We start from the raw sequence: 25295 nt of genomic DNA on the forward strand, positions 1-25295 counted from the left end.
CGAGCAACGGCTTTGACTGATGTGGAGGTCTTGCAGGCCTCTTTGGCGACCTGCAGTTTGAAACGAGCGTCGTATCTGTGCATGTATTCCTCGGGGTTGGATCTGGCGTCCAACTCCCGGGGGTCACTTCATGGATGGGTTCACGGCGTCTCCGCGACCGGACCCATCCCGCCACCCCACAGGAAACCCGCTTCTGCTTCGGCTGTTGCTGTTGCTCCAGCTCGCAGCAGGGTGCAGGGCTGCAAGCCCTGCCGACCAACACCCTTCTTACGAACGACTGACGTGACGCTCATGCGCCATGCGCGAGGCTGTCCGCTTGGCTGTTCGTGTGGAGGTAGCAACGGTGCATTGGCAAAGCGCACAGGCATATGCATGGCCGCTGGGTCTGGCGGCGTTGGTGGGTGGCATCGGCGCGTGGCTGATCCTGTGGATCTATCACCGGCTGAAAGGGCGTGATCGCCGGCGTGCGCGCATCGGTCGTGTGCTCGGGCTGCCGATGGCCACTGCATGGCCGCTGCTGCTGTTGATTCCCGCCCTGCAGGCCACGCCGCTGCAGGATCCGTTGCTGGGCCATCTGCAGCATGTGCTGCACATCGCGTTGACTGCCTGCTTCATCTGGTTGCTGGTACGTGCGGTGGCGGCGGGCGAGCGCGCAATCCTGCGCAGCCATCCCATTGATGTCTCCGACAATCTGGAAGCGCGCCGCATCCAGACCCAGACGCGCGTGCTCAGCCGGGTGCTGATGGGCGGCATCATCGTGCTGGGCGCATCGCTGGTGCTGCTGACGTTTCCGATGGTGCAGAAGATCGGTACCGCGCTGCTGGCCTCGGCCGGCCTGATCGGCCTGGTGGCCGGTATCGCGGCCAAGCCGGTGTTCGGCAACCTGATCGCCGGCCTGCAGATCGCGTTGACGCAGCCGATCCGCCTGGATGACGTGGTGATCGTGGAAGGCGAGTGGGGACGCATCGAGGAGATCGGAAGCAGTTACGTGGTGGTGCGTATCTGGGATGAGCGGCGGATGGTGGTGCCGTTGACCTGGTTCATCGAGAACCCGTTCCAGAACTGGACGCGGCGTAGTGCCGACCTGCTCGGCACAGCCTTCCTGTGGCTGGATTATCGTGCCCCGATTGCGGCGATCCGTGCTGAACTGGAGCGCATCTGCCGGGGCGAAGCGTTGTGGGATGGCCGAGTCTGCGTGACCCAGGTGACTGAAACCAGTGAGCGTGCAATCCAGATCCGCCTGCTGGTCAGTGCGCGCAGCTCCGGCGACGCGTTCGACCTGCGTTGCCTGGTACGCGAGCGCATGCTCGATTTCCTCGCGCGTGAGCATCCGCAGTCGCTGCCGCAGGTGCGTGCGCGGCTGCAGCATGCAGACGAGCTGGACATGCCGCGTGGTCCTCGTGCACGCACTGCAGATGTGCGTTCGCCGGGGGCTGAAGACGGTGAGGCGGCGATCGTGCCAGCGGAGCCCGACCAGCCGCTGTAGAGCCGAGCCATGCTCGGCTGCTTTCGATTTTCCGTTGAAGCCGAGCGTGGGCTCGGCTCTACAGAAACACGATCACGGCTCGCCAGCGTCGATCAGCGCGTCGGTATCGAAGTGCGGCGGGCGCCGTGCGCGCGTGCGCTGCTCGTAGGCGTAGGCCATCTCGATCAGCTTCGGTTCGCTCCAGGCGGTGCCCATGAACAGCAGGCCGACGGGAAGGCCGTTGATCTGGCCCATCGGCACAGTCAGGCTGGGATAGCCAGCCACAGCGGCAGCGCTGTAGCTCTCGCCGGGGAAGTCGTCGCCTTCGCTGCGGATCGGCCACGCCACGCCGGTGGTGGGGGCCACCAGCGCATCAAGCTGGTGGGCGGCGAGGGCAGCGTCAATGCCTTCCGGGCCCGCCAACCGGCGTGCATCGCTGCGCGCGCGGATATAGGCCGGGTCGGCCAGGCCGGCGGTGGCGTCGGCCGCCACCAGCAGTTCCTGGCCGAACAGGCCCAGCTCCTGCTTGCTGTGCGCCTGGTTGAAGGCGATCAGTTCGGCCAGGCTGCGCAGCGGGGCGCGATGGGCGCTGAAGTAGCGCTCCAGCCCGGCCTTGAATTCGTACAGCAGCAGCGTGCGCTCGGCCTCGGCCCAAGCGCCCTGGTTGGGCAGCTCCACCGGCACCACCACGGCGCCGGCGCGACGCAGCTCGGTCGCCGCCTGTTCGATCAGTGGCGGCATGCCCCGGTACTTCAGCAGGGGTGTCTGCAGCAGTCCGATGCGCTTGCCGCGCAGGCCCTGGGGGTCCAGTCGCGCGGTGTAGTCGTAGACCGCGCGGCCGGGCATGGTCGCGGTGGCCGGGTCGGCATCATCGCGGCCGGCGATCGCGGTCAGCACGGCGGCAGCGTCGGCGACACTGCGCGCCATCGGACCGGCGGTGTCCTGGCTGAAGGAAATCGGGATGATGCCGTCGCGGCTGACCAGGCCTACCGTCGGCTTGAGGCCGACGATGCCATTGATCGCCGCCGGGCAGACGATGCTGCCGTCGGTTTCGGTACCGATTGCTGCGCTGGCGAGGTTGGCGGCCACGGCTACCGCGCTGCCGCTGCTGGAGCCACAGGGCGAATGGCTCAGCCGATAGGGATTGCGGGTCTGGCCGCCGCGCGCGCTCCAGCCGGAGATCGAATCATTGCCGCGGAAATTGGCCCATTCGCTGAGGTTGGTCTTGCCCAGCACGATGGCGCCGGCATCGCGCAGCCGGCGCACCAGGTAGGCATCGTCCGGACGGAAGCCCTGCAGGGCCAGAGAGCCGGCACTGGTGGCCATCGGCGCGGCGTTGATGTTGTCCTTCAACAGCAGCGGGATGCCGTGCAGCGGGCCGCGCAGGTGGCCGCTACGGCGCTCGCGGTCGCGCGCGGCGGCTTCCTTCAGGGCATCGGAGTTGAGCTCGATCACTGCGCGCAGGCGCGGCCCGGCGCGGTCCAGGGCGGCGATGCGCTGCAGGTAGGCCTGGGTCAGGGTGGTGCTGTCCAGTTCACCGGCGGTCATCCGCGCCTGCAGGTCGGCAATATCGGTTTCGGCGTACGGGAACGGCACGTTGCGGCTCGCAGGTTCGGCCGCATGCGCGCTGGGCGTGGCCGGGCTGCAGCCAGCCGAAAGCAGCGCCGGCAGCGCGGCGAGCAGGCAGGTCAGCAGAGGCGGCAAGGACGGGCGCATGGGGCGGCTTGGTCGGCTCCAATCCCCAGTGTAGCGAGTGCTCAGCGGTGGCGCTTGCGCAGGTCGCGGGCGAGTACGTAGACCACGATCAGGTTGATGGCCAGGATCGTCCACGACGGCCAGCCGGGATGGCGGATGATCGCGAAGATGTCGAAGGGCAGGTACAGGGCAGCGGTCAGGCAACCCAGCCAGGAGGCCCAGGCCTTGGCCCGCCACAGGCCCCAGGCTTCGACCAGGTGCAGCAGTCCGTAACCGATCATCCCCGCCGCGGCCAGGTGGACCGCGTCGGGGCTGATCATGTGCAGCAGCGAGGGCAGGGTGCCGTGGTCCGGATCCAGGCTGAAACGCCGGATCAGGGCCATGATGCCGTGCCGCAGCGGCTGCGGTCCGAGCACTTCCAGCCCGGTGGCAGCCAACAGTGCCAGCATCGCCTTGCTCGCTTCGAGCAGGGCGATGACGTGCAGGCCCGGATGCCGGTGTGGATCCGGGTTGTAGCCGCTCTGGCTCACGGGGTGCTGGCTCAGCCGCCGCGCGAAGCCTTCTTGCGGTCGCTCTCGGTCAGGAACTTCTTGCGCAGGCGGATCTCCTTCGGGGTGATCTCGACCAGCTCGTCGTCTTCGATGAAGTCCAGGGCCTGTTCCAGCGAGTACTTGATCGCCGGGGTCAGCTGGATCGCATCATCCTTGCCCGAAGCGCGCATGTTGGTCAGCGGCTTGGTCTTGATCGCGTTGACGGTCAGGTCGTTGTCCTTGGAGTGGATGCCGACCAGCTGGCCTTCATACACGTTGTCACCTTCGGCGGCGAAGAGCTTGCCGCGTTCCTGCAGTGGGCCCAGCGAGTAGGCCGGGGTGACGCCCGGCGCATTGGCGATCATCACGCCGTTGATGCGCTTGGCGATCGCGCCCTGTTCCTTCGGGCCGTAGTGGTCGAACACATGGAACAGCAGGCCCGAACCCTGGGTCAGGGTCTTGAACTCGTTCTGGAAACCAATCAGGCCACGGGCCGGGATCTGGTATTCCAGGCGCACGCGGCCCTTGCCGTCCGATTCCATGTTCTTCAACTGGCCCTTGCGGGTGCCCAGCTTTTCCATCACGCCGCCCTGGTGGACTTCTTCGATGTCCACCACCAACTGCTCGATCGGCTCCATCAGCTGGCCGTCGATTTCCTTGATGATCACTTCCGGGCGCGACACGGCCAGCTCGTAGCCTTCGCGGCGCATGTTCTCGATCAGCACCGACAGATGCAGTTCGCCACGGCCGGAGACCAGGAACTTGTCGGCGTCTTCCAGCTGCTCGACCTTCAGGGCCACGTTGTGGACCTTTTCACGGTCCAGGCGGTCCTTGATCTGGCGGCTGGTCAGGAACTTGCCACCGGACAGGTCCTTGTTGCCGGCGAACGGCGAGTTGTTCACCTGGAAGGTCATCGAGATGGTCGGCTCGTCGACGGTCAGCGCCGGCAGGGCTTCCGGGAAGTCCGGTGCGCAGATGGTGTCGGAGATGGTCAGCTCCTGGATGCCGGAGATGGCCACGATGTCGCCGGCCTCGGCCGAATCCTGCTCGATGCGCTCCAGGCCCATGAAGCCCAGCACCTGCAGCACCTTGCCGTTGCGCTTCTTGCCTTCACGGTCGATGACCGCGACCTGCATGTTCTTCTTCAGGGTGCCGCGCTGGATGCGGCCGATGCCGATCACGCCCACGAAGTTGTTGTAGTCCAGCTGGCTGATGCGCATCTGGAACGGGCCTTCCGGGTCCACTTCCGGCTTCGGCGCGTGCTTCATGATCGCTTCGTACAGCGGGGTCATGTCGCCGTCGCGCACGGTGTCTTCCAGGCCGGCGTAGCCGTTCAGGCCCGAGGCGTAGACGATCGGGAAGTCCAGCTGCTCGTTGGTGGCACCGAGCTTGTCGAACAGGTCGAAGACCTGGTCGATCACCCACTCCGGACGGGCGCCCGGACGGTCGACCTTGTTGACCACGACGATCGGCTTGAAGCCCATCGCGAAGGCCTTCTGGGTAACGAAGCGGGTCTGCGGCATCGGGCCGTCCATCGCATCGACCAGGATCAGCACGGTGTCGACCATCGACAGCACGCGCTCGACCTCACCGCCGAAGTCGGCGTGGCCGGGGGTGTCGACGATGTTGATCCGGTTCTTGATGCCGGTCTTCTTGTCTTCCCAGGTGATGGCGGTGTTCTTGGCCAGGATGGTGATGCCGCGTTCCTTTTCCTGGTCGTTGCTGTCCATCACGCGCTCGGCGAGGACGGTACGCTCGGACAGGGTGCCGGACTGCTTCAGCAGCTGGTCGACCAGGGTGGTCTTGCCATGGTCGACGTGGGCGACGATGGCGATGTTGCGAAGATTTTCGATGGACATACGAAAGGGGGCCAGTCGGCGCCGGATTTGGAAAAAGAAGTCCAACATTATACGTCGAACTTGACGATTCGCGAAAAGGTGGATTTCACGCCCGTCACGGGGCCCATTCAGCTGGGCCGCCACACGGCGGAGGCCGCCAGACCGTCGCGCGGGCTGCCCCGCCGGCGGCTGAAGCCCGGGTCTGCGCCCATGGTCGAAGCCGCCGCCGCCGCAAGGCAGGTGTAAACTAGGTGGCTAGACGCGTTCCCCTCTGCATCAAGGATCTTCATGTCCCTCATCGCCACTTTCGACACCACCCAGGGCCCGATCAAGGTCGAGCTGTTCGCCGACAAGGCGCCGCTGACCGTGGCCAACTTCGTGAACCTGGTCAAGCACGGCTTCTATGACGGCCTGATCTTCCATCGCGTGATCGCCGACTTCATGATCCAGGGCGGCTGCCCGCAGGGCCGTGGCACCGGCGGCCCGGGCTACAAGTTCGAAGACGAAAAGAATGGCGTGAAGCACGAGGTCGGCTCGCTGTCGATGGCCAACGCCGGCCCGAACACCAACGGCAGCCAGTTCTTCATCACCCACATCAAGACCGATTGGCTGGACGGCCGCCACACCGTCTTCGGCAAGGTCCTGGAAGGCCAGGCCATCGTCGATTCGGTCAAGCAGGGCGACGTGATCCATTCGATCACCCTGGAAGGCGACGTCGACGCCGTGCTGGCCGCCCAGGCCGACCGCGTCGCCGAGTGGAACAAGCACCTCGCCGCCTGATCCCCCTTCGAAACGGCCACCCACGGGTGGCCGTTTCCCTGTTCCCCGCCGCCCGCCAGGCCTGCGTGGCTCCGCCCGCGGCGTCCCATCAAACGCTTGCAAGCAAGAGGAAACCCCCATGAAAGCACCCGTTCGTGTTGCCGTGACCGGCGCCGCCGGCCAGATCGGTTATGCCCTGCTGTTCCGCATCGCCTCCGGCGAAATGCTGGGCAAGGACCAGCCGGTCATCCTGCAGCTGCTGGAACTGCCGGTCGACAAGGCCCAGGCCGCCCTGAAGGGCGTGATGATGGAGCTGGAAGACTGCGCCTTCCCGCTGCTGGCCGGCATGGTCGGCACCGATGACGCCGAAGTCGCGTTCAAGGACGCCGACATCGCCCTGCTGGTCGGCGCGCGTCCGCGCGGCCCGGGCATGGAGCGCAAGGACCTGCTGCTGGAAAACGCCAAGATCTTCACCGCCCAGGGCGCGGCGCTGAACAAGGTCGCCAGCCGTGACGTGAAGGTGCTGGTGGTCGGCAACCCGGCCAACACCAACGCCTACATCGCCATGAAGTCGGCCCCGGACCTGAAGCCGGAAAACTTCACCGCCATGCTGCGCCTGGACCACAACCGCGCGCTGAGCCAGCTGTCGGCCAAGCTCGGCAAGCCGGTCGGTGGCATGGAGAAGCTGGTGGTGTGGGGCAACCACAGCCCGACCATGTACCCGGACTACCGTTTCGCCACCGCCGATGGTGCGTCGATCGCCGATGCGATCAACGACCAGGAGTGGAACGCCAACACCTTCATCCCGACCGTCGGCAAGCGCGGCGCGGCGATCATCGAAGCCCGCGGCTCGTCCTCGGCTGCTTCGGCCGCCAACGCCGCCATCGACCACGTGCGTGACTGGGTGCTGGGCAGCAACGGCAAGTGGGTCACCATGGGCGTGCCGTCCGACGGTTCCTACGGCATTCCGGAAGGCGTGATCTTCGGTTTTGCCGTGACCACCGAGAACGGCAAGTACACCCTGGTCAAGGATCTGCCGATCGACGACTTCAGCCAGAAGTACATCGACAAGACCCTGGCCGAGCTGGAAGAAGAGCGCGCCGGCGTCGCCCACCTGCTGGGCTGATGCAGGCGGTACCGGCTCCGGCCGGTACGTCTTCCATCAAGGTAGGTACCGACCGCTGGTTGGTACGCAGAGAACGGGGAGGCTTCGGCTTCCCCGTTTTCATTTGGAATTCCTGGAACCGCATGATCCACCTGCACTACATCGATGACGCACTGCTGGTGGCCGAGAAGCCGGCTGGCCTGTTGTCCGTACCCGGCCGCAGCGCCGAGAACCAGGACTGCGTGGTCGCGCGCCTGCAGGCGCTGTATCCGGATGCGTTGACCGTGCACCGCCTGGACCAGGTGACTTCCGGCCTGCTGCTGCATGCGCGCGGCAAGGACATGCAGGCGGCGTTGTCGATGCAGTTCGAGCAGCGCCAGGTTGGCAAGCGGTATGAAGCGGTGGTGCAGGGGCTGCTCGAACGCGACACCGGCGAAGTGGACCTGCCGCTGATCGTGGACTGGCCGAACCGGCCGAAGCAGATGGTCGACCATGAGCGCGGCAAGCCGGCGCTGACGCGTTGGCGCGTGCTGGTGCGCGATGTTGAAGCGCGGCGCACGCGCGTGGCGTTGGAACCGATCACCGGCCGCAGCCATCAGCTGCGGTTGCACATGGCCAGTATTGGCCATCCGATTGTTGGCGACGTGCTGTATGACGCGGCACCGGCGCACCGCGTGCATCTGCATGCGTGCAGCCTGCAGTTCACCCACCCGATGACGGGCGAGGTGCTCGCGTTCGAGTCTGCGGCTCCGTTCTAGGGGTTCGGCAGGGCTTGCAGCCCTGCACCTGCTACGAACCGGAGCAACGCGAAAGGCCAAGGCGGCTCTGGTTTTCTACTTGTTGGGCGGGGCGGTGTGGGTTGGCAGGACACGCCGTAAACCCATCCATGGGGGCTCGATGGCGCCATCCATGGCGCCAACGGTCCTGCCAACCCACACCGCCCCGCCTTCGACAGATCTCCGGTGACGGATGGTCTATCCACGCTTTGCGTGGATCAAATCCATCGGAATCGAATATTTCGACAATTGATCGAAAAGGATCCACGCATGGCGTGGATCTACCGTGTCGACCAAGGTCGACACCCACCAGAGCAATACGCCGTTCCGACAGATGGCAGGAAACTGTCGAAGGCGGGGTGGGTCCGGTTGCGGGGGCGTGAGCGCCATGGATGGCGCGAGCCTCCATGGGTGAGGGCGCTTCGCTTGCGAAGCATTGCTTCGCAAGCGCCCGAACGCCCAGCCGCCAGCGGCTGGGCCGGACTGGGGATTCACGGCGTCCCCCGCAACCGGACCCACCCCGCCAACCCTCAGGAAACCCGCTTCTGCTGTTGCTTCGGCTTCTGCGGGTGCAGGGCTGCAAAGCCCTGCAGAACAAACCCACCCCCCTACCAAGGTAGGGCGGCCCGCGCGCCGGCGCCGGACTATCCTCAAACCCATGACTTCGTCTGGGAGGGCTGCGTCATGAACTACGAGGAAACCTACCGTCGCTCGATCGACGAGCCGGAGGCCTTCTGGGGCGAGGAAGCCAAGCGCATCCATTGGCACAAACCGCCGCAGCAGGTGCTCGACTACAGCAAGCCGCCGTTCCGGCGCTGGTTCGTCGGCGGCGAAACCAATCTCTGCTACAACGCCGTCGACCGCCACCTGGCCGAGCGCGCCGACCAGCTCGCACTGGTCGCCATCTCCACCGAAACCAACAGCACCCGCGAAATCACCTATCGCCAGCTGTATCGCGAAGTGAACGACTTCGCCGCCGTGCTCAGGCACCTCGGCGTCGGCCATGGTGACCGCGTGGTGATCTACATGCCGAACATGGCCGAAGCCGTGTTCGCGATGCTGGCATGTGCGCGCATCGGTGCGGTGCACTCGGTGGTGTTTGGTGGCTTCGCCGCGCACAACCTGGCGCTGCGCATCGACGATGCGAAGCCGAAGCTGCTCATCGCCGCCGATGCCGGCATGCGCGGTGGCAAGCTGATTCCGTACAAGCCGATGGTTGACGCGGCCTGCGCCGAAGCGGCTTCGCCGCCACCGCATGTGCTGATCGTGTCGCGCGGGCTGGATGCCGCCGAACCACGCGTGCCGGGCCGTGATGTGGAGTACGCCACGCTGCGTGCACAGATCGGGGAAGTGGATGTGCCGGTGCAGTGGCTGGAAGCGAGTGAGCCGAGCTACCTGCTGTACACCTCCGGCACCACCGGCAAGCCGAAGGGCGTGCAGCGCGATGTGGGCGGCTACGCGGTGGCGATGGCGCAGTCGATGGAAACCGTATTCGACTGCAAGCCGGGGCAGGTAATGTTCTCCACCTCCGATGTCGGCTGGGCGGTGGGCCATTCCTACAACGTGTACGGCCCGCTGATCGGTGGCTGCACCTCGCTGCTGTACGAAGGGCTGCCGACGAATCCGGATCCGGGCATCTGGTGGGCGCTGTGCGAGCAGTACAACGTGCGCACCATGTTCTCGTCGCCCACCGCCATCCGCGTGCTGAAGAAGCACGATGCGGACTTCATCCATCGCCACGACCTGCGCGCCCTGAAGTACCTGTTCCTGGCCGGCGAGCCGCTGGACGAACCGACCGCGCACTGGATCAGCGAAGCGCTGGGCAAGCCGATCATCGACAACTACTGGCAGACCGAGACCGGCTGGCCGGCTCTGACCCTGCTGCCGGGCCTGGAGATGAAGCCGGTGCGCTTCGGTTCGCCGGGCTTCCCCAATCTTGGCTACCGGATGAAGGTGATCGACGAGAACACCGGCGAGGAAGTCGCACCGGGGCAGAAGGGGGTGCTGGTGGTGTCGCCGCCGTTGCCGCCTGGCTGCATGAGCACGGTGTGGAACGACGACAACCGTTTCCTGCAGAGCTACTTCAGCCATTTCAAGGAACTGCTGTACAGCTCGCTGGACTGGGCGATCCGCGACGACGATGGCTACACCTTCATCCTCGGCCGTACCGATGATGTGATCAACGTGGCCGGGCATCGGCTGGGCACGCGCGAGATCGAAGAGGCCATTTCGAGCCACCCGCGCGTGGCCGAGGCAGCGGTGATCGGCGTCAAGGACGAACTGAAGGGGCAGGTGCCGCTGGTGTTCGTCACCCTCAAGCAGGGCCTGGATGGCGAGGATCCGGCGCCGGTGGTGGCCGAGATGATGGCCACGGTGACCACCTCGCTCGGCGCGGTGGCGCGCCCGGCGCACGTGCACGTGGTCAACGCGCTGCCCAAGACCCGTTCGGGCAAGCTGCTGCGGCGCTCGTTGCAGGCGTTGGCCGAGCAGCGCGACCCGGGCGACCTGTCGACGCTGGACGACCCCGGCGCGCTGGAGGAGATCCGCCGGGCGCTGGGCCGTTGATCCGGTAGTGCCGGCCGCTGGCCGGCACCCCCATCAATCCCGAGGTTGCCGGCCAGCGGCCGGCACTACCCGCGGCACTTGCGCTAAGCTCGGCCTGTCATCGACCTGCAATACGCGGCGCGCGCCGGGGAAGGCGCGTGCCGTCCGGGGATGGCACACAGGGGAGCGCGCCCGTCAGGGCGCGCCGGCATTGCGCATCGAGGGAGGGGGAGGCAATGGCATTGCTGCACGCCAAGACGGCTGCTGGCCGTCAGGAAATCGAAGACCGTAGCCGGCGCCTGCCGGCGGCACTGCGCTCGATCCTGCTGATGGTCGATGGCCATCGTGACGACACCGAACTGCGCGGCTTGTGTGAAGGCCTGCGTGCGCCGCCCGATGCACTGGAGCAGCTGGCCGCGCTGGGCCTGATCGAAGTGATCGGCGGAAGTGCAGAGGCCGTGCCGGCGCGTGGCATCAGCACCGGTCGCGAACAGGACCCGGCGCTGTACCAGCAGCTGTACGACGCGATGAGCGATGCGGTGCGGCGCCATCTGGGCCTGAAGGGCTACTTCATGCAGTTGAAGATCGAACGCTGCACCGATGCGCTGGCGCTGGAACGCCTGTGCCCGGAACTGCTGGCAGCGGTGGGCAAGGCGCGCAGCCCGGCGCTGGCACAGCGCTGGTGGCAGGAAACTCAGGCCGCCGTGGTCAAGGGTGGTGGTGAGTTCGTGCAGGCCTGAGCCACCGCGTAAAGTGATCGGTTCACTTCCCCACAAGGAGTCCCGCGTGCAGGACGACCACGACGACACCGATACCCCCGGCTGGGACGCGATCAATGAGGCGCTGGCGCCGCTGTATGCCGGGCAGGAGCCACGTCACTTCGGCACCGCGCTTCCGTACACGCTCGGTGGCCAGGATCCGCTCGATGGCATCAGCGTGTATTGGGCGCATGCGCCGGTACCCCACTGGCACTACGTGACTTACGGCTTCTCCGAGCTGTATGCCAAGGAGAGCAGTGATGCCGCCACCAGCGGCTATGGTTTCGAGCTGACGTTCCGTCTCGCCGCCGAAGCCGCTGAGAACGCCGACAGCACGCCGCCGGTGTGGCCGATGAACCTGCTGCAGAACCTGGCGCGTTATGTGTTCGCCAGCGGCAACGTGTTCGAGGATGGCCACCATCTGAATGCCAACGGCCCGATCGCGCTGGAGACCGACACGCGGCTGTGCCATCTGGCGTTCATTGCCGACCCGCAGTTGCCGGCACGCGACACCGCCAATGGCCACCTGCAGTTCCTGCAGCTGGTCGGGCTGACCGATGAGGAGATGGAAGCGGTCAAGCGCTGGTCCACGCGCGGCGTGCTGCAGGTACTGCAGCCGGCAATGCCACTGTGGATCAGCGACCTGCACCGCGGCAACCTGCTGGAGGAGCCGGCGCTTGCCGCGCAGGTGCGGGAAGGCAGCGAGCGCGAGGGCTCCAGCACCGGCATGCTGTTCATCGAGACGTTGGACTGGCGGCAGGAGGCGGGCGTCACCACGCTGGTGCTCGGCGCCGGCCAGGTGGCCAGCGTGTGCGAGCTGCTGCCCTTGCGCCTGCGCCACGGCAGATCGCTGGAACTGGTCAGCCGCGAGCGGCAGTGGGAGTTCGTCGCGAACGGGGGCGGTGAAGCGGCGGACGTATCCGCCGACAGCGCGCGCTGGTCGCTGGACGAGGCGGGCCTGCAGGCCCTGGCAGGGGTGCGCGCCGAGCGCGGGGTTTACCCGCTGGCGGGGGCGCTGCGCATCGAAGTGATGCCGACCTACCTGCGCGATGCCAACGGTGAAGTGATCCGCCAGATCGGTTGACCACGCCCTGGCGTATCGGCCCCCGCCTGCGCAGGGCAGAGGGGTCAGGCCCGTCCGCCACGCGAACGGCTCTGACCCCGGGTCATGATCAGGCCAGCCCTTCGGCCTTCAGTGCGGCCTGCACGCCGGCATCGGCGTCCATGCGCGCCTTGTAGGCGGCCAGGTTGTCCAGGCCCGACAGGTCGACCTTGGTACCGGCGGCCCAGCGCAGGGTGATGTAGAAGTACGGGTCGGCGAAGCTGCGGAAGCCGGCCAGCCACGGCTTGTCGGCCAGCTGCCTGTCAGCGGTCTCGAACAGGCCACGCAGGCGCTTGTGCGCGGCGGCGCGGATCGCATCGAACTGGCTCTCGTCGGCGATGAACTTGCCCGGCGCGAACAGCGGCGAGAAGGCCGGATGCACGTCGGAATTGACGAAGGCCAGCCAGCGGGTGGCTTCGGCGCGCTGGCGCGGGCTGCCGTCACCGCCGAGGCCGGCCTGCGGGAAGCGATCGGCGATATAGCCCATGATCGCGGCGTTCTGCAGCAGCACGAAGTCGCCGTCGACCAGCGCGGGCACCGCACCGGCCGGATTGATCTTGAGGAATTCCGGACCCTTCAGGGTGTCCTTGTTCAGCAGTTCAACCTCGAACGGCTGGCCGGTCCACTGCAGGGCGATGTGGTCGGCGGTGGAACAGGCACCGGGCTTGCTGTACAGCTTCATGGGAACTCCAGGTGATGCGGGCGGGAAACGCCCACTATCCCAGAGCCTGCCGGCAGGCGGCAACGCTGCCGCCGGCACGGATCGTTACGACTGCCGCGGCTTGAGGTTCTGCACCTTATAGAAGGTGTGATCGCCGATGGTGGCCACCTGGTAGGCATTGCGCCAGTTCGGGCTGGCGATGGACAGCGCGGCGAAGTGGCTGGCACCGGGCACGATCTCGCGGCGCTCGCCGGCCGGCAGCGCCCAGTTGCGCTCGGCGTCGAAAGCGACGTTCATCGCCTCGCTCCACGCCGCGTCATTGCCCAGCTGGGTGCCGGGGGAGACGATGGTCGGTGCGAACTGCTTGCGCGCGGTGACGACCTGGCACATCGAGTCGCCCCACAGGCCGCTGTCAAGGCGACGCAGGGCGACCTCGGCGACGGCCTGCTGGCCGCGCAGGGTCTGGTCGCGGGCTTCCAGGTAAACGGTGGTGCTCAGACACAGTGAATCAGCGGCCGGCTGCGGCAACAACTGCGACAGCCAGAGAATCCAGGCCAGTTTCATATAACTCCTTGCTCCGTATGGGCCGCACCTTCCGGTTCCGGCCGCGGGGGCGACAGGAGGCGGGGTACGACTTGGCGTCATGGGGAGGCGGCCATCGGGGCCGCCCCGTGGGCAGCCCCAAAAAGAATCGATCAGTACTGATCGGTGGGGCCACGCCAGCTCACCGGAAACTGGCTGGTGAGCGGAAAGATGGCGCAAGGTAGGGGGGAATAGCCGAACGCATCGTGAACCGCCCGGCTTGACATTCAGGTTCGACGGAGGTGACGGAAATCACATTCCGTCCCCCATTCAGGCGCTCATCAGAGCGTGGCGGCCACCCGGCTGCCCTGGTCGATTGCCCGCTTCGCGTCCAGTTCGGCGGCCACGTCGGCACCGCCGATCAGCTGCGCGTTGATGCCGGCGGCCTGCAGTTCGGCCTGCAATGCGCGGTTCGGTTCCTGCCCGGCGCAGATCACCACATGGTCTACCGGCAGCAACTGTTCGCTGCCTTCCACGCGGATGCGCAGGCCTTGATCGTCCACGCCCAGGTACTCGACGCCACCGAGCATGCGCACGCCCTTGGCCTTCAGTGTGGCGCGGTGGATCCAACCGGTGGTCTTGCCCAGTCGCGCGCCGGGCTTGCCGGCGCTGCGCTGCAGCAGCCACAGGCGCCGCGGTGACGGCTCGACCTCGGGCCGGCCCAGCGAGCCGCGTGCCTCGAAGCTGGCGTCCACGCCCCATTCGGCCATCCAGCGCTGCGGGTCCAGCGACGGCGACTCGCCAGCGTGGCTGAGGAATTCGCCGACGTCGAAGCCGATGCCGCCGGCGCCGATGATCGCGGCAGTGGCGCCCACTTCGACCCGTCCCAGCAGCACGTCCAGGTAGCTCACCACCTTGGCGTGATCGGCACCGGGGAAATCGACCTTGCGCGGGGTGATGCCGGTGGCCAGCACCACCTCGTCGAAGCCGGCCAGGCTGGACGCGTCGGCGCGGGTGTTCAGGCGCAGCTGCACGCCGGTTTCGGCCAGCTTGTGGCGGAAATAGCGCAGGGTTTCGTGGAACTCTTCCTTGCCGGGGATGCGCTTGGCCACGTTGAACTGGCCGCCGATCTCATCGTGGGCATCGAACAGGGTGACCTGGTGGCCACGCTGGGCCGCGACAGTGGCACAGGCCAGGCCGGCCGGGCCGGCACCGACCACGGCAACCTTCTTCGGCGCGGGCGTGGGGCGATAGACCAGTTCGGTCTCGTGCGCGGCGCGCGGATTGACCAGGCAGCTGGCCAGCTTGTTCTCGAACACGTGGTCCAGGCAGGCCTGGTTGCAGGCGATGCAGGTATTGATCGCTTCCGCGCGGCCTGCACGGGCCTTGTTGGGCCATTGCGGGTCGGCCAGCAGCGGACGTGCCAGCGACACCATGTCGGCGCCGCCGCCGGCGAGGATGCGTTCGGCGACGTCGGGCATGTTGATGCGGTTGGTCGCCACCAGCGGCAGCGTCACATGCGGTTTCAGTTTGGCGGTGACACCGGCGAAGGCCGCACGCGGCACCGAGGTGGCGATGGTCGGAATGCGCGCCTCGTGCCAGCCGATGCCGGAATTGATGATCGTCGCGCCAGCCGCCTCGATGGCCTGCGCCTGCTGCACGATCTCGTCCCAGTTGCTGCCGTCGTCCACCAGGTCGACCAGCGACAGGCGGTAGATGATGATGAAGTCCGGGCCGCAGGCCTCGCGGATGCGGCGCACGATCTCCACTGCAAAGCGCATGCGTTGGTTGGCGTCGCCACCCCAGCGGTCGGAGCGCTTGTTGGTGCGCGGGGCAATGAACTCGTTGATGAGGTAGCCCTCCGAGCCCATCACCTCCACCCCGTCGTAGCCGGCCTCGCGGGCCAGCTTCGCGCTGCGCGCGTAGTCGGCGATATGCCGCTCGACGCCACTGGCCGACAGCGCGCGCGGGGTGAACGGGTTGATCGGCGCCTTCAGCTTCGACGGTGCCACCGACAGCGGGTGATAGGCATAGCGGCCGGCGTGCAGCAGCTGCAGGCAGATCTTCGCGCCGTGCTGGTGCGCGGCGGCGGTGAGCTGCCGGTGCGGGCGTACCTCCCAGGGCCAGGACAACTTGCCGCCAAAGGGCTTCAGCCAGCCCACCACGTTCGGTGCGAAGCCGCCGGTGACGATCAGGCCAACGCCGCCCTCGGCGCGTTCGGCGAAGTAGGCCGCCAACCTTGGGAAGTCGCGGGCGCGATCTTCCAGTCCGGTGTGCATCGAGCCCATCAGGACGCGGTTGCGCAGCTGGGTGAAGCCCAGATCCAGCGGGGCGAACAGATGGGGATAGGCGCTTTCGTTGGCTGGCGGCATGGTCGATACGCTTGCGTACGGAAGCGCGAAGCGTGCCGCGAAATGGCGGCCGGGGCAAGGGCCGCTGGATCGCGCCTGCAGCGCTGCCCCCGAACTCGGGGGGCGGTAGCGCCGGCCGCTGGCCGGCATTCGGGTCAACTCAGGGCGATTGTGGTTGTCGGCCTGCGGTCGGCACGGCCGGGCGGCGGCCGATCCCGAACCAGCCCAGGGTGACGCCGCACAGCGGGCCGATCAGCAGGGCGAAGGCGAGGGTGCCGAGGCCGACGTTGCCGCCCAGCCACCAGCCCAGCAGCAGCACGCTGCCTTCGATGAGGCTGCGCACCTTCCAGATCGCCCAGCCGGTGCGGGCATGCAGGCCGGTCATGAGGCCATCGCGTGGACCCGGGCCGAGGCGGGCGCCGATGTACAGGCCGGTGGCCAATGCCACCAGCAGCATGCCCGCGCAGAACATCGTCAGTTGCCAGCCAAGGCCGACGGCCGGCGGCAGCAGCCACAGCCCGAACTGCGCGGAGGGACCGATCAGCATCACGTTGAGCACGGTGCCGACGCCCGGCTTCTGCCGCAGCGGCCACCACAGCAGCAGCACCAGTGCGCCAATCACATTGGTGGCCAGGCCAAACGAGAGCGGGGTCTGCGCGGCGATGCCCTGTGACAGCACATCCCACGGCGCCACGCCGATGGCGGCACGGATCATCAGCGAAGCACCAAAGCCGTACAGGAACAGGCCGGTGATCAGTTGCAGCAGGCGCAGGGGCAGGGCGGTGGGCACGGTGGGCTCGGGGGAGAGGAATCTGTTTCCACCGTAATCCCGATTCAGTCACTTCAATAGATACAGATGCCGACCAATCCGCCGCTACAGGCGGAATCTGTAGAGCCGAGCCCATGCTCGGCTGCTTTGCCTGGCACCATCAGCCGAGCATGGGCTCGGCTCTACATGACGCTTCAGTCGTCCCAGCCCACCAGTGCCAGCTTGCCCACCGTGCGTCCGCTGGCCAGGCGCTGATGCGCAATGTCCAGATTTGCCGCATTGATCGTGCCCAGTGACTCACTGAGCGTGCCGCGCAGCTGGCCAGCATCGATCATGCTGGCGGCGCGGCTGAGGATGCGGTGCTGTTCGATGCGGTCGGCGGTGGCAAAGCGCGAGCGCGCGAACATGAATTCCCAGTGGATGCCGATGCACTTGGCCTTGTAGGGATCGCCGATGCGCAGCGGGCCACGTGGCTCGACAATCAGCCCGACATGTCCCTGCGGCGCCAGCAGCTGGCCCAGCGCATCCCAGTACCGGTCGGTGTCGGCCAGGTTGAGTGCGACCTGCACCGCGTCGATGCCGAGCGCATGCAGCTGGGCCTGGAGCGGCTGCCGGTGATCAATCACGTGCCGGGCACCCATCTGCCGGCACCAGTCGGCCGAGGCTTCGCGCGACGCAGTGGCGATCACCTCGAAACCCGCATGGCGGGCCAGCTGGATCGCCATCGAGCCGACGCCGCCCGCACCGCCGATCACCAGCAGGTTCTGGCCGGCGTGGCGGCAATCATCCAGCCGCAGGGGCATGCGCTCGAACAGCAGTTCCCAGGCAGTGAGCGTGGTCAGCGGCAGTGCCGCGGCCTCGGCGAAATCCAGCGTGGTGGGTTTGCGCGCGACCAGACGTTCGTCCACCCATTGGTACTGCGCGTTGCACCCCGGGCGGGTGACATCACCGGCGTAATAGACCTCATCACCGGACGCGAACAGGCTGGCCTCGTCGCCGATCGCCTCCACTACGCCGGCCGCGTCCCAGCCAAGGATGCGAGGTGCCTGGAGCGTGGCTGGATCCGTGCTGGCACGCTGCTTGCCGTCGACCGGGTTGACCGAAATCGCCTCGACCCGCACCAGCAGGTCGCGCCCCCGTGGAGGCAGCGGCGGAGGAAGGCGGATATCGCACAGCGCGGGGGCGGACTCACGACTCAGGGCGACGGCTTTCATCACGGCTCCGGCTGGGTTCGTGGTTTCCATCATAAGGTTCCTCACCTTTTCGCAGAGACGCTGAACTGCTCATCGCAGCGCGCTGCGCAATGTGTCGTTTCCAACGCCTAAACCCCGTCAAACCCTTGCAGCGTGAGGGTCTTGCGGATTTTCATCATCCTGTATAGGGTTTCAACGTCGGACCGATGGACGGTCGGGCGCGACACTTCACATGTTACGGGACTGTTAACATGGCCTTCACCCGCCTGAGCATAATGTTCGCGGCGGTGGCGTGCTGAATCGGCTGTCGTACATCGACGCACTTGTGCTGGCCCATGCCTCTACCGGTTTCATACCCCCGAAATAGGAGCTGTACTCAATGAACAAGAAGATCCTTACTGCCGCGCTGCTGGGCGGCCTGGCTTTCGCCCAGGCAGCTTCGGCGCAGGAGTTCGATGACCGCTGGTACCTGACCGGTTCGGCCGGCTTCAACTTCCAGGACAGCGACCGTCTGACCAATGATGCTCCGTTCGTGACCCTGGGCCTGGGCAAGTTCATCAGCCCGAACTGGTCGCTGGACGGTGAGCTGAACTATCAGAACCCGAACTTTGATTCGAACAAGGACCTGAACTGGTCGCAGTACGGCGTCTCGCTGGACCTGCGTCGCCACTTCATCAAGGAAGGCCGCGGCTGGAACCCGTACATCGTCGGTGGCCTGGGCTACCAGAAGTCGGAAGAAGAGTACCCGGCGCTGAATGCCAACGGTCCGCGCCAGCGTAAGGACGGCAACGTTGCCGCCAAGCTGGGCGTCGGCCTGCAGACCACCTTCGAAAAGCGCGTTGCTGTCCGCGCCGAAGTGGCTTACCGCGCTGACTTCGACGACCAGAGCGTTGCTGCTCCGAACGAAGACTGGTTCGGTGACGTGCTGGCTTCGGTCGGCGTCGTGATCCCGCTGGGCCCGGCTCCGGTCGCGGCTGCTCCGGCTCCGGCTCCGGTTGCCCCGAGCTGCGCCGATCTGGACGACGACGGTGACGGCGTCAACAACTGCGACGACAAGTGCCCGAACTCGCAGCCGGGTCAGACCATCGGTCCGGACGGTTGCCCGGTGCCGGTCTCCATCGACCTGAAGGGCGTCAACTTCGACTTCGACAAGTCGAACCTGCGTCCGGACGCCGTGGCGATCCTGAGCGAAGCTACCGAGATCCTGAAGCGTTACCCGGATCTGCGCGTTGAAGTTGCCGGTCACACCGACTCGAAGGGTACCGACGCTTACAACCAGAAGCTGTCGGAGCGTCGCGCCACCGCCGTGTACAACTACCTGACCAAGAACGGCGTTGACGCCGGTCGCCTGGTCGGCCCGATCGGCTACGGCGAGAGCCGTCCGATTGCTCCGAACACCAACCCGGATGGTTCGGACAACCCGGAAGGTCGCGCCAAGAACCGTCGTACCGAGCTGAACGTCCAGAACTAAGTTCTGACGCTCTGCCAGTAGGACACAGCAGGACCCGGCTTCGGCCGGGTCTTGTTGTTTCTGGGGCACTCAATCCAGGCATCTGGTGGTCTGCAAGTAACCGTTCGTCGGGTTTTTATCCTTAAAACCAATGAGTTGCCGTATTCATTGAAAGTGGCGCTTGAAAGCTGTCGCGGCATTGCTAAACTCGCCGCGTCCCTTCCTTTCCTGGATGCCCCTCATGCTGCGCTCTGCATCGGCCGCCTTCCTGGCGCTGGCCCTGGTTCCCGCCGCCCACGCTGCGGTCGATTGCTCGGTCAACACCAGCGCCTCGCCGCTGCCGTTGCCGGCCACGACCATCGCGCCGGTGGCCGACGAGCTGTACATCCGTGGCAACCAGCTGGGCATGCCGGCCGGTGTGCTGAGCAGCAACTACGATCCGTCGCAGTCGCTGGACCAGGTGCTGCAGCGCCTGCGCATCGACGGCTGCCAGAACATCGCCAAGGCCATCCCTAGCGCACCGGCGGTGAAGCCGAACGATCCGGCGGCCTACAAGCCGCAGACCGAATTCGACAACACGCCCTGGCGCTTCGACATGAGCCAGAACGGCAAGCGCATGACCGCCGAAGAGTTCGACGCCTGGATGAAGGCGCGCGGTGTGCGCGTGGTCAAGGCGCGTCCGGCCCCGGCCGCCACGCCGGCGGCGGCTGAAGCACCGGCTGAGACCAAGCCGGTCGACAAGAAATAAGCACCGCGGGGAGCAGAGGCTTGCGCACGCGCCGCCCACCTGCTGCCCCCGCTGCCCGCTCCCACGCACCGCGTGGGCGTGCGACTTCCGCTGCCGCTTCCGCCGGTGTCCGCCATGGCCTGGCGCGCGTACTGTCCAAGGCCGGCGTGTGCTCGCGCAGCGAGGCCGCGCGCTGGATTGCCGAAGGCCGCGTACGCGTGTCCGGCCGGATCGTGCGCGACCCGGAATTTCCGATTGGCCAGCCGGTGCCGCCGATCGAGGTCGATGGCCAGCCCATGGGCGCGCCACAGCGCCTGTACCTGATGCTCAACAAACCGCGCGGGGTAGTGACCACCGCGCAGGACGAGCGCGGCCGCGACACCGTCTACCGCTGTTTCGATGGCGCGGGGCTGCCGTGGATCGCGCCGGTCGGGCGCCTGGACAAGGCCAGTGAAGGGCTGTTGCTGTTCAGCAACGATCCGCAGTGGGCGGCGCGCCTGACCGACCCGCAGACCGGGCCGGACAAGACCTACCACGTGCAGGTTGATGGCCTGCCCGATGACGCGACGCTGGCGGCACTGCGGGCCGGCGTGGAGGACGAGGGCGAGTTCCTCGCCGCCCGTGCCGTGCGCGTACTGCGCAGTGGCGACAAGACCGCATGGCTGGAGGTGGTCCTCGACGAGGGCCGCAATCGCCATATCCGCCGCCTGTTGGCGGCCTTCGACCTGCAGGTGCTGCGCCTGGTCCGGGTCGCGATCGGCGGGCTGCAGCTCGGCGATCTCGGCAAGGGCCAGTGGCGGGTCCTGCAGGTCAGCGACCAGCAGCGGCTGGGGGCCGCTGCACCGGGCTGATCATCGCCCGTGGCCGGCGTTTGCCGGCCGCCGTTCCAGGCGTAGGGGGCGCCTGGCTGTCGAATATCCCGAACGGAGCCTGCCATGTACCACCTGACCCTCAATCAAACCCTGCGCTGCGCAGGCCTGCTGCTGCCGATGGTGCTGCTGAGCGCCTGTGGTGGCCACAAGAAGGTGGCCAAGGCGGAAACGCCGGCCGAGACCCCGGTGGTGGAAGTGAAGACCCCGGAGCTGGATGGTCGCGGCAGTTACCGCTTCCTGATGAGCAACGGCGACAAGAAGATGACCGCCGATGAGTTCGATGCCTGGATGAAGGCCAACGGTATCCGCGTAGCCAAGGGCAATGGCCAGGATGCCGCCGCCAAGCCGGTGGTGGTGGCCAGCAAGGACGAGCCGAAGGGCAAGAAGAAAAAGAAGTGACGCGCGTCGCGCGTCATTTCGGTAGCGCCGGGCCGTGCCCGGCGAGCGCATGGCGCGGCTTTCGGGAAATCGCCGGGCATGGCCCGGCGCTACCCCTGGGGATCCGACCCCGGTGCGGTCAGCCCTTGACCACGCCCAGTTCGACGCCGATGCGCGTGAATGCATCGATCGCGCGGTCCAGATGCTCGCGGCTGTGCGCGGCGCTGATCTGGGTGCGGATGCGCGCCTGGCCCTTGGGTACCACCGGGAAGAAGAAACCGATCGCGTAGATGCCTTCTTCGAGCAGGCGCTCGGCGAACTTCTGTGCCAGCGGCGCGTCGTACAGCATCACCGGGCTGATCGGATGTACGCCCGGCTTCACGTCGAAACCGGCCGCGGTCATTTTTTCGCGGAAGTAGGCGGTGTTCTCGGCCAGCGTGCTGCGCAGGTCGTCGGCGGCGGCCAGCATTTCGAATGCCTTGATGCCTGCGGCCACCACGTGCGGCGGCAGCGAGTTGGAGAACAGGTACGGGCGCGAGCGCTGGCGCAGCAGTTCGATCACTTCGGCGCTGGCGCAGGTGAAGCCGCCAAGTGCGCCACCCATGGCCTTGCCCAGGGTGCCGGTGATGATGTCGATCTTCTCCAGCACGCCCTTGACCTCGGCCGAACCGCGGCCGGTGGCGCCAAGGAAACCGGTGGCGTGGCATTCGTCGATGTGCACCAGCGCGTTGTACTTCTTCGCCAGCGCAGTGATCTCGTCCAGCGGCGCGATGAAGCCGTCCATCGAGAACACGCCGTCGGTGGTGATCAGCTTGGTCTTGCAGCCGGCGGCATCGGCGGCCTGCAGCTGGGCTTCCAGGTCGGCCATGTCGCAGTTGGCGTAGCGGAAACGCTTGGCCTTGCACAGGCGCACGCCGTCGATGATCGACGCATGGTTCAGTGCGTCGGAAATGATCGCGTCATTCTCGCCAAGCAGTGGCTCGAACAGGCCGCCATTGGCATCGAAGCAGGCCGCGTACAGGATGGTGTCCTGCTTGCCGAAGAAATCGGCGATCTGCTTCTCCAGCTGCTTGTGCAGGTCCTGGGTGCCGCAGATGAAGCGCACCGACGCCATGCCGAAGCCGTGGCTGTCCAGCGCGTCCTTGGCGGCCTGGATCAGGTCCGGGTGGTCGGCCAGGCCCAGATAGTTGTTGGCACAGAAATTCAGCACCGTGCGGCCGTCGTCGAGGGTGATCTCGGCCGACTGCGGGCTGGTGATGATCCGCTCGGACTTGAACAGGCCCTGGGCGCGGATGGCGTCCAGTTCCTCGGCGTAGTGGCGGGTCAGGGCGGAGGAGGGGTCGGTCATGGCGTGGGCACGGTTCTGAGCGGGGAAACCGCTGATTCTACCGGGCATCGCCGCTTGCCAACCGGCGCAGTTGCGGCGTCACCAGAGCGGACACATGTTGCATCGCAATAGCAAACGGGTTAAAAATTCGTGAACCGGCGCTGTCCCGCTCCGGCCGCCCCGCCTTCCGCGCCACGCCACCGCCCCCACCGGAGACGCTCATGAAGCACGCCCGTGCCTGCCTCGCCATTGCCGCTGCCCTGTCCATGGCCGCCCCGTTCACCGCCAGTGCCCAGGAAGACGAATCGCCGTACAGCTGGAACGTCACCGCCGTTTCCGATTACCTGTTCCGTGGTGTCTCACAGACCGACGAAAAGCCGACCCTGCAGGCGGGGTTCACCTACACCTCGCCGGTCGGCCTGTATGCCGGTGTCTGGGGTTCGGGCGTCGACTTCGGTCCGGGCGACCCGAGCACCGAGGTCGACTACCAGATCGGCTATGGAGTTGACGTCACGCCCCGCGTCAATTTCGACGCCCTGCTGAACCGCTACACCTACCTCGGTGCCAGCGAGCTGAACTACAACGAGCTGATCACCACCACCACGCTGGATGAGACCTACAAGCTGACGGTGGCCTACACCAACGATGTCTGGAACAGCAGCACCGATGGCTGGTACTTCGGCCTGGGCGGCAGCTGGGGCCTGCCGAAAGACTTCACGCTGAATGCCAACGTCGGTCGCAGCACCTTCGAGGACGGCATCGCCAAGGACTACACCGACTGGAACGTCGGCGTCGCGCGCCAGTTCGGCCTGTTCAACGTCGGCCTGGGCTACTACGGCACCGATGGCAACGGCCGTGACAACTCCGGCAAGCTGGCCCACAGCCGGGTGATGCTGAGCGTGGCCGTCGGCAAGTAACGCCGCAGGCGTTACGGCAGGTGCCAGGCTTGCCTGGCACGCATTGCGAAAAAGGCGCCCATCGGGCGCCTTTTTCAGTTCCGCGGTGTTCTTGATCCCATCTGGGGAAGAGCCCCCTTGTTGTTCAAGGGGGCGCGCCAAAGGCGCGGGGATAAGGAAACATGCGGGGGAATTGACCCTTCGGGTCAATTCCAGCTGAGCACGACCTTGCCGGCCTTGCCTTCTTCCATCAGGTCGAAGCCCTTCTGGAAATCGTCAATCGGCAGCTGGTGGGTCATCACCTTGCCGAGCGGGAAGCCGGACAGCACCAGTTGGGTCATCTTGTACCAGGTCTCGTACATCTTGCGGCCGTAGATGCCCTGCACGGTCAGGCCCTTGAAGATGATCTTGTCCCAGTCGCAGCCGGCGCCCTTGGGCATGATGCCGAGCATGGCGATCTTGCCGCCGTGGTACATGCAGTCGAGCATGTCATTGAAAGCGCGCGGGTTGCCGCTCATTTCCAGGCCCACGTCGAAGCCTTCCATGTGCAGTTCCTTCATCACGTCCTTCAGCGACTGGTTGGCCACGTTGACCACGCGGGTAGCGCCCATGTCGGCGGCCAGCTTCAGGCGGAAGTCGTTGACGTCGGTCACCACTACGTTACGCGCGCCGATGTGCTTGCAGATGCCGGCGGCGATGATGCCGATCGGGCCGGCACCGGTGATCAGCACGTCCTCCCCGATCACATCGAATTCCAGCGCACAGTGCGCGGCGTTGCCGTAAGGATCGAAGAACGCGGCCAGCTCCGACGGAATCTGGTCCGGGATCGGCCACAGGTTGCTGGCCGGCATCACCATGTATTCGGCGAACGCGCCGTTGACGTTGACGCCGATGCCGACGGTGTTCGGACACAGGTGCGGGCGGCCGCCCCGGCAGTTGCGGCAATGACCGCAGACGATGTGGCCTTCGGCCGAGACGCGCTGGCCGATCTCATAGCCGGTCACTGCCGAGCCCAGCGCGGCGACGCGGCCGACGAATTCGTGGCCGATGGTCAGGCCCGGCTTGATGGTGCGCTGGCTCCACTCGTCCCACAGGTAGATGTGCAGGTCGGTACCGCAGATCGCGGTCTTCTCCAGCTTGATCAGGACCTCGTTCGGGCCGGGGGTCGGCACCGGAACTTCTTCCAGCCAGATGCCCTTGGCTGCTTCGCGCTTGACCAGGGCCTTCATCGTTTGCTGCGCCATCGGGGTGGAACTCATCAGGGGGAAAGCGCGGATTATAGGGTGCCGGACGGAATTCCCATGTTGCGCTGCGGGTGCTTTGGCGGAACGAAAGGCGTGCGCAGGCGGGCGTTTCGAACGTGCTGCAGACAGCAGCGCCGCTTCGCTCGCCGGGCATGGCTCGGCGCTACCGTCCGAGGCCAGGGGACTGTGGGGAGGCGAGAGGCCAGGCCGATGCAGGACCGTAAGCGCCATGGATGGCGCGACCGAGCCCCCATGGGTGAGGGCGCTTTGCTTGCGAAGCACTGCTTCGCAAGCGCCAGAACGCACAGCCGCCAGCGGCTGGGCCGGGCCGCG

General features: G+C 66.4%; 22 protein-coding genes. 12 read left to right on the top strand and 10 right to left on the bottom strand.

Features of this window, described 5'->3' with window-relative positions; translation table 11 throughout:
* Window positions 1-298: 298 nt before the first annotated feature.
* The gene (locus AC5P65_RS13410) at window positions 299-1486 is read left to right on the top strand and encodes a mechanosensitive ion channel family protein (protein WP_194445329.1); all 1188 of its coding nucleotides are present in this window, start codon (window positions 299-301) and stop codon (window positions 1484-1486) included.
* A gap of 72 nt (window positions 1487-1558) precedes the next feature.
* Here the strand turns inward: AC5P65_RS13410 and AC5P65_RS13415 are convergent, their stop codons facing one another.
* The 3 genes from AC5P65_RS13415 to typA are packed head-to-tail and all read right to left on the bottom strand — an operon-like array spanning window position 1559 to window position 5549.
* On the bottom strand, window positions 1559-3181 hold the full coding sequence (locus tag AC5P65_RS13415) for an amidase (protein WP_021202149.1): 1623 nt from the start codon (window positions 3179-3181) through the stop codon (window positions 1559-1561).
* Window positions 3182-3222: 41 nt separating this feature from the next.
* A complete protein-coding gene (locus AC5P65_RS13420) occupies window positions 3223-3690 on the bottom strand; it encodes a DUF2127 domain-containing protein (protein ID WP_019659569.1) in 468 nt (155 codons plus the stop codon).
* Window positions 3691-3701: 11 nt separating this feature from the next.
* Complete coding sequence (gene typA / locus AC5P65_RS13425) at window positions 3702-5549, bottom strand: translational GTPase TypA (RefSeq protein ID WP_026346967.1); 1848 nt, start codon at window positions 5547-5549, stop codon at window positions 3702-3704.
* 267 nt (window positions 5550-5816) lie between these two features.
* On the opposite strand from typA, the gene AC5P65_RS13430 reads away from it, so the two are divergent.
* The 6 genes from AC5P65_RS13430 to AC5P65_RS13455 all read left to right on the top strand — a co-directional run bounded on the left by AC5P65_RS13430 (window position 5817) and on the right by AC5P65_RS13455 (window position 12554).
* A complete protein-coding gene (locus tag AC5P65_RS13430; protein WP_005408225.1) occupies window positions 5817-6308 on the top strand; it encodes a peptidylprolyl isomerase in 492 nt (163 codons plus the stop codon).
* A 118-nt stretch (window positions 6309-6426) separates the two neighbouring features.
* A complete protein-coding gene (locus AC5P65_RS13435; RefSeq protein ID WP_005415428.1) occupies window positions 6427-7413 on the top strand; it encodes a malate dehydrogenase in 987 nt (328 codons plus the stop codon).
* A 122-nt stretch (window positions 7414-7535) separates the two neighbouring features.
* Window positions 7536-8150, top strand: coding sequence for an RluA family pseudouridine synthase (locus AC5P65_RS13440; protein WP_111099057.1), 615 nt, complete (start codon window positions 7536-7538; stop codon window positions 8148-8150).
* Window positions 8151-8852: 702 nt separating this feature from the next.
* Window positions 8853-10733 (top strand): propionate--CoA ligase, encoded by a 1881-nt coding sequence (gene prpE / locus AC5P65_RS13445; protein ID WP_111099337.1) that lies wholly within the window; start codon window positions 8853-8855, stop codon window positions 10731-10733.
* Between the two features lie 215 nt (window positions 10734-10948).
* Window positions 10949-11452 carry a hypothetical protein gene (locus AC5P65_RS13450; RefSeq protein WP_021202252.1) on the top strand — a complete coding sequence of 168 codons (504 nt, stop codon included), beginning with the start codon at window positions 10949-10951 and terminating at the stop codon, window positions 11450-11452.
* A gap of 46 nt (window positions 11453-11498) precedes the next feature.
* On the top strand, window positions 11499-12554 hold the full coding sequence (locus AC5P65_RS13455) for a suppressor of fused domain protein (protein WP_021202253.1): 1056 nt from the start codon (window positions 11499-11501) through the stop codon (window positions 12552-12554).
* An 88-nt stretch (window positions 12555-12642) separates the two neighbouring features.
* Here the strand turns inward: AC5P65_RS13455 and AC5P65_RS13460 are convergent, their stop codons facing one another.
* The 5 genes from AC5P65_RS13460 to AC5P65_RS13480 all read right to left on the bottom strand — a co-directional run bounded on the left by AC5P65_RS13460 (window position 12643) and on the right by AC5P65_RS13480 (window position 18089).
* A complete protein-coding gene (locus tag AC5P65_RS13460; protein ID WP_019659563.1) occupies window positions 12643-13254 on the bottom strand; it encodes a glutathione S-transferase N-terminal domain-containing protein in 612 nt (203 codons plus the stop codon).
* Window positions 13255-13338: 84 nt separating this feature from the next.
* Window positions 13339-13797 (bottom strand): cell wall hydrolase, encoded by a 459-nt coding sequence (locus AC5P65_RS13465; protein ID WP_004154513.1) that lies wholly within the window; start codon window positions 13795-13797, stop codon window positions 13339-13341.
* A gap of 299 nt (window positions 13798-14096) precedes the next feature.
* Window positions 14097-16127, bottom strand: a complete 2031-nt coding sequence (locus AC5P65_RS13470) for an NADPH-dependent 2,4-dienoyl-CoA reductase (RefSeq protein ID WP_111099336.1) — start codon at window positions 16125-16127, stop codon at window positions 14097-14099.
* 139 nt (window positions 16128-16266) lie between these two features.
* Window positions 16267-16896: a membrane protein YczE gene (yczE, locus tag AC5P65_RS13475; protein WP_111099335.1), complete on the bottom strand. Its 630-nt coding sequence runs from the start codon at window positions 16894-16896 to the stop codon at window positions 16267-16269.
* A 173-nt stretch (window positions 16897-17069) separates the two neighbouring features.
* Entirely contained in the window at window positions 17070-18089 is a 1020-nt protein-coding gene (locus tag AC5P65_RS13480; protein ID WP_111099334.1) for a zinc-binding alcohol dehydrogenase family protein, read from the bottom strand.
* 358 nt (window positions 18090-18447) lie between these two features.
* Between AC5P65_RS13480 and AC5P65_RS13485 the strand changes: the two genes are divergently transcribed.
* The 4 genes from AC5P65_RS13485 to AC5P65_RS13500 all read left to right on the top strand — a co-directional run bounded on the left by AC5P65_RS13485 (window position 18448) and on the right by AC5P65_RS13500 (window position 21516).
* Window positions 18448-19539: an OmpA family protein gene (locus tag AC5P65_RS13485; RefSeq protein ID WP_019659558.1), complete on the top strand. Its 1092-nt coding sequence runs from the start codon at window positions 18448-18450 to the stop codon at window positions 19537-19539.
* Window positions 19540-19759: 220 nt separating this feature from the next.
* Window positions 19760-20266, top strand: coding sequence for a hypothetical protein (locus tag AC5P65_RS13490; RefSeq protein ID WP_014646073.1), 507 nt, complete (start codon window positions 19760-19762; stop codon window positions 20264-20266).
* A gap of 20 nt (window positions 20267-20286) precedes the next feature.
* Window positions 20287-21096 carry a pseudouridine synthase gene (locus AC5P65_RS13495; RefSeq protein ID WP_019659557.1) on the top strand — a complete coding sequence of 270 codons (810 nt, stop codon included), beginning with the start codon at window positions 20287-20289 and terminating at the stop codon, window positions 21094-21096.
* An 84-nt stretch (window positions 21097-21180) separates the two neighbouring features.
* On the top strand, window positions 21181-21516 hold the full coding sequence (locus tag AC5P65_RS13500) for a hypothetical protein (protein ID WP_019659556.1): 336 nt from the start codon (window positions 21181-21183) through the stop codon (window positions 21514-21516).
* Window positions 21517-21634: 118 nt separating this feature from the next.
* On the opposite strand, the gene kbl is transcribed toward AC5P65_RS13500, so the two are convergent.
* On the bottom strand, window positions 21635-22843 hold the full coding sequence (gene kbl / locus AC5P65_RS13505; RefSeq protein WP_021202257.1) for a glycine C-acetyltransferase: 1209 nt from the start codon (window positions 22841-22843) through the stop codon (window positions 21635-21637).
* A 200-nt stretch (window positions 22844-23043) separates the two neighbouring features.
* On the opposite strand from kbl, the gene AC5P65_RS13510 reads away from it, so the two are divergent.
* Window positions 23044-23739 carry a TorF family putative porin gene (locus AC5P65_RS13510; RefSeq protein WP_021202258.1) on the top strand — a complete coding sequence of 232 codons (696 nt, stop codon included), beginning with the start codon at window positions 23044-23046 and terminating at the stop codon, window positions 23737-23739.
* Between the two features lie 185 nt (window positions 23740-23924).
* On the opposite strand, the gene tdh is transcribed toward AC5P65_RS13510, so the two are convergent.
* Window positions 23925-24947, bottom strand: coding sequence for an L-threonine 3-dehydrogenase (tdh, locus tag AC5P65_RS13515; protein ID WP_026346966.1), 1023 nt, complete (start codon window positions 24945-24947; stop codon window positions 23925-23927).
* Window positions 24948-25295: the final 348 nt, after the last annotated feature.

The organism is Stenotrophomonas sp. YJH_SMC_48-3, from assembly GCF_059369375.1.